19 protein-coding genes and 2 pseudogenes are annotated in these 11,484 nt (G+C 30.8%); all 21 read right to left on the reverse strand.

The features are described from left to right. Nucleotides 1-180: DUF6711 family protein (locus ACQPUY_RS17050; protein ID WP_430843145.1), on the reverse strand; the 180-nt coding region annotated here is incomplete at its 3' end. Nucleotides 181-190: 10 nt separating this feature from the next. Beyond that, nucleotides 191-3,001, reverse strand: a complete 2,811-nt coding sequence (locus ACQPUY_RS17055; RefSeq protein ID WP_430843147.1) for a hypothetical protein — start codon at nucleotides 2,999-3,001, stop codon at nucleotides 191-193. A gap of 63 nt (nucleotides 3,002-3,064) precedes the next feature. Next, nucleotides 3,065-3,499 carry an SHOCT domain-containing protein gene (locus ACQPUY_RS17060; protein ID WP_430843149.1) on the reverse strand — a complete coding sequence of 145 codons (435 nt, stop codon included), beginning with the start codon at nucleotides 3,497-3,499 and terminating at the stop codon, nucleotides 3,065-3,067. A 41-nt stretch (nucleotides 3,500-3,540) separates the two neighbouring features. Further along, entirely contained in the window at nucleotides 3,541-3,855 is a 315-nt protein-coding gene (locus ACQPUY_RS17065) for a Gp15 family bacteriophage protein (protein WP_430843181.1), read from the reverse strand. Between the two features lie 10 nt (nucleotides 3,856-3,865). Beyond that, nucleotides 3,866-4,207, reverse strand: a complete 342-nt coding sequence (locus ACQPUY_RS17070; RefSeq protein WP_430843151.1) for a hypothetical protein — start codon at nucleotides 4,205-4,207, stop codon at nucleotides 3,866-3,868. A 12-nt stretch (nucleotides 4,208-4,219) separates the two neighbouring features. Beyond that, nucleotides 4,220-4,681 (reverse strand): phage tail tube protein, encoded by a 462-nt coding sequence (locus ACQPUY_RS17075; protein ID WP_430843153.1) that lies wholly within the window; start codon nucleotides 4,679-4,681, stop codon nucleotides 4,220-4,222. A 10-nt stretch (nucleotides 4,682-4,691) separates the two neighbouring features. Continuing rightward, nucleotides 4,692-5,075, reverse strand: coding sequence for a phage tail terminator protein (locus ACQPUY_RS17080; protein ID WP_430843155.1), 384 nt, complete (start codon nucleotides 5,073-5,075; stop codon nucleotides 4,692-4,694). After that, nucleotides 5,075-5,458 (reverse strand): minor capsid protein, encoded by a 384-nt coding sequence (locus ACQPUY_RS17085; RefSeq protein WP_430843157.1) that lies wholly within the window; start codon nucleotides 5,456-5,458, stop codon nucleotides 5,075-5,077. Before ACQPUY_RS17085 ends, ACQPUY_RS17080 begins: the two co-directional genes overlap by 1 nt. Then, nucleotides 5,458-5,781 carry a hypothetical protein gene (locus ACQPUY_RS17090; protein ID WP_430843159.1) on the reverse strand — a complete coding sequence of 108 codons (324 nt, stop codon included), beginning with the start codon at nucleotides 5,779-5,781 and terminating at the stop codon, nucleotides 5,458-5,460. Before ACQPUY_RS17090 ends, ACQPUY_RS17085 begins: the two co-directional genes overlap by 1 nt. Before the next feature lies 1 nt (nucleotide 5,782). Then, entirely contained in the window at nucleotides 5,783-6,145 is a 363-nt protein-coding gene (locus tag ACQPUY_RS17095; RefSeq protein WP_430843161.1) for a hypothetical protein, read from the reverse strand. A gap of 31 nt (nucleotides 6,146-6,176) precedes the next feature. Further along, nucleotides 6,177-6,410 (reverse strand): hypothetical protein, encoded by a 234-nt coding sequence (locus ACQPUY_RS17100; RefSeq protein ID WP_430843163.1) that lies wholly within the window; start codon nucleotides 6,408-6,410, stop codon nucleotides 6,177-6,179. A 10-nt stretch (nucleotides 6,411-6,420) separates the two neighbouring features. Next, nucleotides 6,421-7,329 carry a capsid protein gene (locus tag ACQPUY_RS17105; RefSeq protein WP_430843165.1) on the reverse strand — a complete coding sequence of 303 codons (909 nt, stop codon included), beginning with the start codon at nucleotides 7,327-7,329 and terminating at the stop codon, nucleotides 6,421-6,423. Between the two features lie 23 nt (nucleotides 7,330-7,352). Further along, nucleotides 7,353-7,934: a hypothetical protein gene (locus tag ACQPUY_RS17110; protein WP_430843167.1), complete on the reverse strand. Its 582-nt coding sequence runs from the start codon at nucleotides 7,932-7,934 to the stop codon at nucleotides 7,353-7,355. A 96-nt stretch (nucleotides 7,935-8,030) separates the two neighbouring features. Further along, the gene (locus tag ACQPUY_RS17115) at nucleotides 8,031-8,294 is read right to left on the reverse strand and encodes a hypothetical protein (protein ID WP_430843169.1); all 264 of its coding nucleotides are present in this window, start codon (nucleotides 8,292-8,294) and stop codon (nucleotides 8,031-8,033) included. Continuing rightward, nucleotides 8,294-8,659 (reverse strand): DUF7681 family protein, encoded by a 366-nt coding sequence (locus ACQPUY_RS17120; RefSeq protein WP_430843171.1) that lies wholly within the window; start codon nucleotides 8,657-8,659, stop codon nucleotides 8,294-8,296. The genes ACQPUY_RS17115 and ACQPUY_RS17120 overlap by 1 nt, the downstream gene beginning before the upstream one ends. A gap of 63 nt (nucleotides 8,660-8,722) precedes the next feature. Continuing rightward, complete coding sequence (locus ACQPUY_RS17125; protein ID WP_430843173.1) at nucleotides 8,723-9,022, reverse strand: hypothetical protein; 300 nt, start codon at nucleotides 9,020-9,022, stop codon at nucleotides 8,723-8,725. A 60-nt stretch (nucleotides 9,023-9,082) separates the two neighbouring features. Next, nucleotides 9,083-9,265 carry a CPCC family cysteine-rich protein gene (locus ACQPUY_RS17130; RefSeq protein ID WP_430843175.1) on the reverse strand — a complete coding sequence of 61 codons (183 nt, stop codon included), beginning with the start codon at nucleotides 9,263-9,265 and terminating at the stop codon, nucleotides 9,083-9,085. Between the two features lie 6 nt (nucleotides 9,266-9,271). Next, nucleotides 9,272-9,484 (reverse strand): hypothetical protein, encoded by a 213-nt coding sequence (locus ACQPUY_RS17135; RefSeq protein WP_430843177.1) that lies wholly within the window; start codon nucleotides 9,482-9,484, stop codon nucleotides 9,272-9,274. A gap of 246 nt (nucleotides 9,485-9,730) precedes the next feature. Then, nucleotides 9,731-9,907 (reverse strand): annotated as a pseudogene (locus tag ACQPUY_RS17140) (phage minor capsid protein); the annotation flags it as partial. Beyond that, on the reverse strand, nucleotides 9,900-10,895 hold the full coding sequence (locus tag ACQPUY_RS17145; RefSeq protein WP_430843179.1) for a phage minor capsid protein: 996 nt from the start codon (nucleotides 10,893-10,895) through the stop codon (nucleotides 9,900-9,902). The pseudogene ACQPUY_RS17140 and the gene ACQPUY_RS17145, both read right to left, overlap by 8 nt. After that, nucleotides 10,879-11,484 (reverse strand): annotated as a pseudogene (locus ACQPUY_RS17150) (capsid protein); the annotation flags it as partial. The pseudogene ACQPUY_RS17150 and the gene ACQPUY_RS17145, both read right to left, overlap by 17 nt.

Genomic DNA, 11,484 nt, shown 5'->3' on the forward strand with positions numbered 1-11,484 from the left:
TAATGTTTGTATTTCAGATTGTTTTAATGGTCCCCATTCTAAATTTAATTTTCTTTTTACTGCTATTCTATCTCTTACAAGCTCCCCATTAGCATTTCTATTAGATTCTCCATCTAAATCACTTACAGTTGCTTCGTAAGTTTTAGGAGTAGCTATCTGTACCCCATTTATATTAATCATACTACCCCTCCTATACTGGTATTAATGTTATATTACCTTGTCTTTGCATTTTTCTTAATTGCTTAAGTGCTACTTTACCTATTATACTACCATCTATTTGTAGGATTAAATCTCCATCTCCAAAGCTATTGTTATTATTAGATGATGTTCCCCCTAATCTCTCCATAAGTTTAGAAGCTAATAAATCTAATCCTTGTGTATTATTTTCTAATGGAACTACAGCTTCTTTACCTGCTTCACCTACCATAGCAAGCGTAGGACTATCTATAATACCACCTTTAGCTAAGTAAGGTATACTTGGAATATTTACACCAAAATGCTTACCACCACCAGCCCAAGAAGGTACCCAATCTGGTATATCTACAGATATTTTATTCAATCCACTAATAGCTCCATTTATCAAACTTATAACTGCATTAAGTGGAGCTTTCATTACTGCACCTAATCCACTCATTATCCCACCAAAAATGTCTTTAACACCTTGCCATGCTCTGGACCAATTTCCCGTAAATACACCAGTAATAAAATTAATTAATCCATTAAATACTTGTTTCACACTATTTATATATTCACCTATAGAACTACATACACTCTTAAATACATTTAAGAATATACCTCCTACAAATGTTGCTAAAGGTTTTAGGACATTATTCCATAGTACAAGTATTATATCTATTATTTTTTGTATCGCTGGTTTCCAAGCATTATAAATATCTATAACTGATTGTATAGTTTTTATAAGTATATCTTTAAAGAAGCTAACTAATGGCTTAAGGACGTTTTCCCATAATGTTTTTATTATCTCTATGACACCTTTAAATGCTAATACTAAAACCTCACCTATTATTTTAGCTAATGGCTCTAATACTGTTTTCCATAAATCTAGTAAAAAGGCTCCTAATGGAACTAAAGCATTATTCCACACATCTAAAGCTGTATCTTTTAATAATTGAAATGCTGGTGCTAAAAATCCACTTATAGCAGAACAAACTTCATTTACCTTATTTCTAAAAGCTTCACTACTTGCATACAAAGACATAAAAGCAACCACTAAAGCTGCTATACCAGCAATCACTAAAATTATTGGGTTTGCTGCAAGTATAGATAATACTTGAGTAACACCTTCTATCCATTTGACTACCCCTATCAGAATAGACAAAGTTTTAAAACCAGCTACCACGCCTAATATTACGCTAATAACTAATCTAAGTAATTCAGTATTTGATGATAAATAATCAATAAATCTTCTTACAGCATCTAATATTGGATTTAGTCCATTAGCTGCTCCTGGTAAAAGATTTATAAACCAATTTATCACGGGAAGTATAAAATCAGTATATATAGCTAATCCCAACTTAATTAAAGATAATCCTATCCTTGCTACATTTTCTATAAATAACTGTACTGGTGGAGTTGCTAATACATTATAGAAATTAATAAATGTTTGCTTTGTAGCTTCTATAGCTCTTTTCATTTGCTCTACTACACTAGCACCATCTTTTGCCCACGCATTTTTAAAAGGTTGAAATATCGTTGAAAATACCCTTTTTACCTTTTCAGCAAGTTCACTCATAGCGCTATCTACTTGAGCTGTATCAAGTGATGGTGTTACTAATGTAGGAACTCCGCTTGCCCCACCACTATCACTCCCACTGCTATTTTGAGAATTTAGAGAGTTTATTTCATCAAAACTAGCTAGTCCTAATGCATCTTTGGCTGCTTCTCCTGCTGCTTTAGCACTGTCGCCATATGCTCCCATAGCAGCTTTTGCATCAATTAAGCCTTGTGTAGCCTGTTTGCTTTGTTCAAAAGTTTTACCAAATATAGCACTTATAAAACTTGCTATGTATTGAGTTGCAATGCTTAAAGCACTCATTAAAGTATTTATAGCAGGTAATATAGCTTCATATATTGGAGTGAAAGCAATCATTAAATTCGACTTAATTTGTGCTAAAGAATTGGAAAACTGTTCATTAGTTTTTAAATTATTAAGAAGTCCAGTTGCCATTGTGCTTAAACCTCTTAAAATCATAGGGAACATTATTCCCCACGTAAGCATACTTCTGGCAATAACACCTATACCACTACTGTAACTTTTTGATGTATTATTAGATCTACCCAATATATTTGTTAAACTCTTAATTCCCTTAGTAGCTTTGTTAGTTATATTGCTAGTATTATTTAAACTTGCATTTGTACTATTTGCACTTTTGCCTAATTTATCTATCTTAGTATCTAACTCTGTTACTTCCGCTCCTAATTTAATTGATTTATTAATCAAGGAGTTCATCCTAGATTCAGTAGATAAAATGGTAGATTCTAATTTATTTCTACCTTCTGCATCAAAAGTATTTTTAAGTTGTTCATTTAATAATTTTAATTTATTTCTTAAATTATCAATCTGTCTATCTGCTATATCTAAATCTTGAATTTTCCCCATCCTAATATCTTTCAAGTTTTCTATATCGCTACTTGGTGGTCCTCTTTTGCTAACATTAGAGTTTATATCTATTGATTTAGGTGTAGAAAAGTTGGTAGGCTTAGGTATATTTATTTTAGGCATTTTTATATTACTTAATATATTTTTCATTGTTTTAGCTATATTAATCATAGACTTTTTTATAGATGAATTTATATTATTTGTAATATTCTTCATAGTATTTTTTGTGCTTGAATTTACATTTTCCAGAGTGCTCTTCATACTACTATTTAAAGATTTTTTTAAATTATTAGCTATTACATTAGATACATTTGAAATTTGTTTACTTATATCACTTTGTATCTCTAAATCTAAACTTATTTTACCTACACTATCACTCATCACTTTCTCCTTTCTGTAAAATAAAAAACACCTAGGTTTAATTCAACCTAAGTGTTATTACTATTAACTTAATAATTTGTTTTTTTGTTTATCAAAATCCTCTTTATTTATTATTCCTTTATCTAATAAACCTTTCAATTTAGATATTTCATCTGCTACACTAATTGCATTCACAATTCTTTTATCTTTAGACATAAATTCATCTATATAAGCTTTTATTTGTAATGCTATATTATAATTATCCTTTCCACTAAAAAGTATTTCATTATCACTTGAAGTATCCGTTATACTCTTTCTTACTTTACTCTCCTCGCCCATAACTTGAAAAAATATAAATCCAGAAGATAGTCCTGGCTTTTTAATCTCTACTGATACTATATTATTTATAAGTATTGTTTTTTCTCTATTTTTATTAAAAGGTAAGTGTCCAAGATTTATTATCACTTTATTGTTATCTACCATTACCTTCTTGCCTAATTTACCCTTAAGCTCTAACATGTATATCCCTCCATTAACATAAATGTCAATTTTAGTATACATTATCCAAAAGCTTTTGCAAATATTTCTTGTACCTTTTTAATTTCTTCTTCTTTTTCTTCTTCACTCATATCTCTAATTGGATTTACTCTATTTCTCCAATCATTTCTTATTTTATGTTGTTCTTTGGTAAAATTCTTTAACATATCCTTATCTTCTTCACTTCTAATAGAAACAATCTGCCCTAAAGGAGTTTCAGGCATAATACCTGCTAATAATGTAGAAAACTCACTCCAAGACATATCAATTTCATTCCTCAATCTTATTCCGTATTGAGTAGTAAAAGAAGCTTCTATTAAGTCAAAATCATCAAAGATATCGTACCATTTATTCTCTGGGCTTCTTTCTGCCCTTCTTTGCTTCTTCCTCTATTTCTTCTAACTCTACATCAGCTATAGCTGCCATAATAGCATTTATAATTAATGTGTAGCTAGGCATAGTTAAGTTAAGGTTCTCAATATATTCAAAAGCTTCTGAACCTAATCCAACCTTGATTATCCCATCTAATCTTTCATCCTCTTTTATACCTTCATCTTCTGCCAATGCCATTATCCTAAATGCTGCTGCCTTACTGTTATTAATCTTAAATTCATGTTCTGCATCAATTTTTACTACTGGCTTTTGATTACCATTTTCTAATCTACTTATAATATCATATACTCTTGCCATTAATTAATCCTCCTAAACTACTACTGCAGGCGTATAGGTTGGTTTCCCATCACCTTGCATATCAAATTCAAGTGGTGCTACATTTGTGCTATCTCCACCACCTACATTTTTAACATTGATAACACAATCAAATGTTAATTTAGCTCCATCTGGAAACTCTATCTCCCCCTTAGTGCTACAATCTAAACCATCTTTCCATGCTGTAGCTGCTACATAATCATTACCTGGATCTCCTACATTTCTTTTGCCATTTAATCCTACAGTAAACTTCTTTCCTGTCATTAATGCTCTAGCCCATCCTGCAGTATCCATAGGAGTCCATTCTTCTACAGTTCCATCAATAGATATAGAGAATGTTTCCATATCTGCTATTACTGCCATATCCCCAGGTGCTGTGCTTCCCTTACCTTTTGTCCCAATCTTAAATTTAAGATTATAAACTGGGAATACTCCTGTAAAACTACTTCCTGCCATTTAACATTACCTACCTTTCATAATAAATTATTGTTTCAATTACATATTCAATAATGCCCTCTGAATCAGTTCCTACATAAATAGGAGAATCTGTTTTCATTTTAAATTGAATAATTCTTTTTCCACCTATTGTTCCATCTTGACCAAAGAAAGCATTATATACTTCTTGTGCTTTTAATTCTGCTTTATTACTGTCCTTTCCCCAATGTACTAAAATAGAAATAGCTTTAGTGGTAAAACTTGTTTGCTCTAATCCTCCTAAAGCTATTCTAGGAGCTGGACCAGTTGTATTATAAATTGTAATACTTTCTTCCTTATCTCCTACTTTATTTAAATGCCATTGTGGACTTTCTATTTTAGTTTTTAAATATTCTCTTATCTCACTTAATAACATTAATGTATCAACCCCTTACTAAGTTGCTTTAAGAATGCAGAATAAGTATCTTTAATAAATTGTTGCTTATCTCCAGTTAAATAAGCTTCCATCCACTTACCTTGTGCATTGGCATTTTTATCTTTTCTAAAATTATATTCTGGATGCCAATATAACCTTCTAGCATATGGAGTATCAAATACTACTCTAGCTATAGAGTTCTTTATTTCAGATAAATCTACAAAGCTACTTCTTTCAAGTTCTCCTGTATCTTTAGGAACTACAGTACTTGTTTTTATATCACTTAATACTGCTTCTGTTGTCATCTCTAAAGCTTTCTTATGTGCTTCAATAAGGATATTGATTTTAGCATTATTAAGCTTAATATCTACTTTAACATTCATTACTGTAAACTAAGCTCCGTACTAAATACTGTGCCATCTGGATTCAATGGTCTTTCAGTAGAATAAATCTTTTTCTTTACTCCATTTACTATCACATAACCTTGAAATGGTCCGTCATAAATAGAACCTTCAATTACAGCTTTTCCACTTAATAATATTAATTGTCTTTCAGCATTAAGCACTTGATGAGCTTTATCTGTATAGATGCATTTACCATCAAATATTTTCTTTTCTTCATAATCACCATCTGTATTAGTTCCTTCAAACCATACTTCTATAGGTGTATTAGCTAACCATTTAGGAAATGGCAATTTTAATCCCATACTATAACCTCCTACAAGTTAATCCTGTTTGCTTAAGATAATTTAATACTTCTTGTGTAGTAGTTATTCCATTAATTCTCTGTGCATTAAAACTTACACTAACACTCCCAGCGCTAAAGCTACTTAAAGGCATATCTATATAACTTCCATACTGCTCTATAAATTCAGCGTGAATACATACAGCCTTTTTAACCTTATCCTTTTGAAATTCTGTAAAGTTATCAAATCCTATTCCAACAATTCTGTTATAAGTGAGTGTATCAATTTGATCTGATGCTCTTTCTAATTTTATATCTATAGAATCCTCTGGAATAATCGTTCCTCCAAAGGACATTTCATAATATGTGCTGTCTACGTAAGACATATAATCACATCCTTAAACTAAAAGAAGGATACTATTGAGCACCCTTCTTTAATTCCTTATTCTCTTTCTTTAAATTTTTATTATCTTCTTCTAATTTACTAACCTTTTCTTCTAAAGCTTTGTATTCTTCATATGACACTGTCTTACCAGCTCCATATTGAATTACCTTTCCTTCATCATCTACTATGTCATAACCTTGTGCTTGATACATAGCTTTTTGAGTTTCATCTATTGTATAAACTTTATTTCCTCTAGTTGCTTTCATTCTATCCCTCCTATGCTTCTGCTTCTGCATTTATAGCAATACCAGTAGCTTTATTCTTGATTAAGAATGTATCACCATATTCTCTTGTTTGGTATACATACTTATCTGCTGTTCTTGAATCTGTACCAGGAGTGAATAACTTCATGTAAGCATATTTCTTTCTAGTAACTTGGCATGATGGATGAATCAGTATCATATTAATTTGCTTTGCATCACCTGCAGCAACACAACCATTAGTAAAGTTATACTTAGTTTTCATTCTACTAGATGGTACTTTCTTTATTTTTACATCATCTAAAGAATAAACTCTTCTATCAATGTTTCCATTATTGCTGTTAGCATCAATATTTCTTGTTAATCCTTCTGCTTGCTTAAGCATTTTATGGATTGATGGAATAACATAAAGTATTCTACCTTCTGATGGTACTCCTGCATCATCCATGTTCTCCATTTGAGTATCAAACCAATCTAAAATATTAGCTGTAGTTAATTTTGTAGTAGTATCTACTACAGCACCATCTGAAGTATATGTCTTAGCTTCTGCATATAACTTAGAGTATCTGTAAGAATCTCTTTCTGGAATAGCCTGCTCAGTTTCAAATACATTTTGTACATTAGCTACTTCTAAGGTTAAATTAGTTTCGTCTATATCCATTGGATCTAATGCAAATTCTATATCTCTATCATGAGCTAATTTCTTTGGCTCCCACTCATTTGTTATTGTTCCGGTATTAAAGCCCATACTACCTCTATTATGGTCTTTATACCCACTAACTGTAATACTAGGTAATTTAATAGTTTGTGCATTGATGAACTTAACTTGTGGATTAGAATTTTCTAAATCATTTGAGGTTTGTTCCCTTGCATATTTTTGTTGTAATTCTCTTTCAAATTGTTCAGCGTAATTATATACTGCCATTTAATCATCTCCATTTCTTATTTTTATTTATTACCAAATGCTCTTGCTAAAGCATCATTGGAATTTTCTTTTTGTTTTTGACTACCAGCACCAATTACAAATCCTTTTTGTTCTTCTTGTTGCTGCTCTCCTTTAAAGCTTGGATACTTTTCTAGTACCTTATCAATAGCCTGTTCAATAGTTACTTCATCTGTAACCATAGCCTTAGCTAATATAACTACATCATCTACAGAAGTTGATACAACTCCTTTAGATAAACAAGTTACTTTTGCTTCAAGTGCTGTTGCCCTTTCTTCTGCTGCAAGTCTAGCTTTTTCAGCATTAGTTAAAGCCTCATTCTTCTTTTCTTCTTCCGTCTTTTGACTTTCTTTCCACTCGTTATAAGCCTTTAATTCTTCTTTAGATAACTGATTTTTTCTTTCTCTAGCTACTCTTTCTTGAATTAACTTATCAACATCAGCTTGAGTAAAAGTCTTTTCTTCTTGAGTAGTTTCTTGTGCATCTGTTTTAGTTTCAGTAGTTTCTGCATTACCGGTATTTACTCCACTACCTGCCCCGTTATCAGCTTCCATAAGTCTACTCATTCTTAAAATTCTTAAAAACATAAATACCTCCATTTATAGCCTGTCGGCTGTTATTCCATGCACAGTTTAGAGCCTTAAGCACGTTTTGGGCAAAATAAAAAGCCTTATTTCTAAGACTTAATCAACTAATTCATATGTTTTTTCAAAGATATCAGGTTTACATGGATAAAATTCACCATTTACACCTTTAATTAAATAATCTCCTAAAGAACACTTCATTTCACCTTCTAATGTTGGTATTAATAAACACGGTTTCCCGTTCCCATCAAAAGACGGTTGTATATTATATTGACTTTCCTTTGACCAATTATAAACTCTATCTTTTCCTTCGTCAGTAAATTGAAATGCTTCAACTTCCACTGGTTTCTTTCTATATTTCATTACTTTTCATCCCTTCCTAATACATTTCTTTCAATTCTATCCTCAACTCTTCTATTCATCCACATTAAAGCTTCTTCTATATGAGTTAATGTACATGCATTCTCTCTCGATGAAAATGGTCCAGATTGAAATGACTTTAATCTATCTCTTACTATCTCTAATAAATCAGTATCGAGAACTCCATGAATTGACCCCTCTATATTTCTAGCTCCATTTTGGAATTGAATATTTGCCAAATCTTGAATACATCCATCTAATGAAGTTCTAATTAGATATTCGTGATTGGCTCCTCCATTTCCTTTTTCATCTACTGCGTAAACCTCGTTTAATTTTTCTCTTTTTTGAATAGTTGATAATCTTTCCATTCCTTTTTCCTCCTTAATTTTAAGCATAATAAAAGCACCTACTATTTAACTTAGTAAGTGCTCTTATATAATCTTTTCACTATTTTTATTTATTCTCTTTATTACTTCTTCTGTTAAATGGTCATAATTAATTGAAAGATTATCTTTAAGTTCTTTATAATACTCTTTCATCTTAATAATTTCTTTTTGTGATTCTTTAAGTATTTTATTTCTTTCCTCAAGCTTACTATTTAACTCTTGTTGAGCTATATAAACTTTATTATCTGCTTTTATGACTTCTTTATTAGATTTAATCCTCTTAATATCAATAATCATGCTACTTACTATTAAAATTATTGCTATTAAACTTATTATTAAACTCATAATAATCCTCCTTAATTTTAAGCATAAGAAAAGCACCTACCATTTACTTAGTAAGTGCTTTTAAATAATCTTTTCACCATTTTTGTAAGCTTCTCTAGCTTCTCTTAATGTCATTTTATTACCACCAACATAGTCGTCACTTCTATCTGGACCCCCATTTTGCCAATTGCATTTATCGCATATATCAAACCATTCTACATCATTACTACATACAGGACATTTGATAATGAAATCATCTTCCATAAAATATCACCCTTTCTTTTCAAATAATTTTCTCTCATTTGTAAACTCTTCATAACCTTTAATCGGTTTATATAGTGTAGAGATTACATTCTTATCATTTCTACCTATAGCAAGATCATTTGTGCTATGTCTATATTTATAAATGAAATTAGCTTCACTAATAAATCCTTCTATATCATTACTTAATGGAGCTACTAACAAATCTCTAGCTGTATTCAAGTAATCTTCTGGTGTTATATCACCATACTCTGATAAGTGTTTCTCTATATGTCTATCATATTTCTTTTGTGTTGAGAAGTTGGCTTTTAACCATTTCCTATCTATAATTTTATCACTACTACTAACTTTATCAATAGGTATTTTATCTATTTCTCTTTGTGGAGCTCTTCTTAACTCTTTATTATTATCTAAGTGATTCTTTAATTGAGATTCTAATTCCTTAACTCTTTTAGCTGCATCATTTACATTTTTAGCATCAACTGATCCTGCCTCAATCCTTTTCCACTTTCTTATTTGTCTTTCTAAAGCTCTTTGCTTTTGTTCTGCTTCATATACTCTTATAGCTTCTTTCCCATCTGGAACTACTGGAAGTGTTGTTATACCAGGAAAGTAAGTTATTAATGAATGTCTACAGTTAGGGATGGAGCAATCCTTCTTCTATCGCTCTAGATAACAAAGGATATTCTTTTTGCTCCACACCACCTCCATTCGAAAATACATCATCTATTAATATCTTTCCTTGCCATGGCTCACAATGTTTGCAAGTGTTTCCATGAGCGCTTACAACTACTGTATATATCCCATATTCATCTCTCTTTTTGCCTTCCCCTAGTAATGTTGCTCTATGTGATGCAGTTCTTAAACACATTTCTGCATATGAAGCTATATTCACTCTAGCACCATTCTTATATTCTATAGAATTAATCCCTTTATCTAAAAAATCTTTAGTAGCCATATCTATAGCTTGATTTAATGTCTTAACACCATTCTGTAAATACATATGAGATTTAAATATAGTTTCTCTATATACATCATCCATCTTTCTTAAGACAGAATATTGAACTTTATTTAAATCATTGTTTACTGTAGATATTAAAGCTTCTAATTTCTTTTCATTAACTCCAAAGAAGTTATTTTCTTGTGGTACTGCTCCTGGACTTCCTAACTCTTTAGCTATGTATCCTTTCAATGTAGAAGTATCAATATCTTGTGGAAATTCTATTTTATTTTCTTTTCTCTTAAAATTAAGCAACTTCTTAACTTTATCAATAAATCTCTCTACTTTACTCTCACCCTTAGAAAAATTCCCTCTTAATTCTCTGTCTATAGCTTCCTGAATAGGCGCATTATATGAATTAACTATGTCTTTATTTCTCTTTCTATATTGCTCCATAACTCTTAATTTAGATAATTGCCATTGTTCCCATTCAAAACCTTCCTTTTCTTGCTCTCTTTGATGAAAATAAAAAGCCTTACGCATACTAGAAATTAAATCAAGTTCCATTTGCTCAAATATCTTTCTAATATCATAAGACTTTGCTCTTTCCTTAGCTGCATTATCTTGTATAGATCTCTTAGTTATATTCTTAAGTATCTCCCCTAATTTACTAGGCTTATTCTTCTTGGCCATCTAAATCCACATCCTCTGGATTATCTAAGTTATTATAATCTTCATCATCAACTACTTTAGGTTCTTCTGTTTCAATCATTCCATTTTGTTCTTTTACTCTTTGAATTTCAATGGCTTTTTCTTCATCTGTCATTGTATCTCCATAGAGTTCATCTATAGCTTTTTCAATAGACATAATCCCATATGACTTAGCTTTCCCTACGATTTCTACAACTGTATCAAATGAAGGACTAGCATATTCACCAAATGTTATTGCTGCTTCATATTCTCCTGGTATTTTTTTATTTAATACATCATTAGTCTTTAATATTATTTCAACTAAATGTGGTATTACTTCTGTTAAAGTATCAACTATTTTATTTCTAGTGTATAAAGTCGTCTTTTCCTTCTCTCTTTGAGCTTCTGCATTATCTGTTTTCTTAAGGTCTATTCCTAATGTAGAAGGTGAAATAATACCTTGTAAACACATATCTATTGCATTAGCATAGCTCTCTACATAAGCTAAGTAATTAATATCTGCTTGTTTCATATCTATTTGATTATTTGCATTTTCTGCAAGGCTTGTACCTACAGCTATAAACTTATTATC

The organism is Clostridium nigeriense, from assembly GCF_050585245.1.
Classification (GTDB): Bacteria; Bacillota; Clostridia; order Clostridiales; family Clostridiaceae; genus Clostridium; species Clostridium nigeriense_A.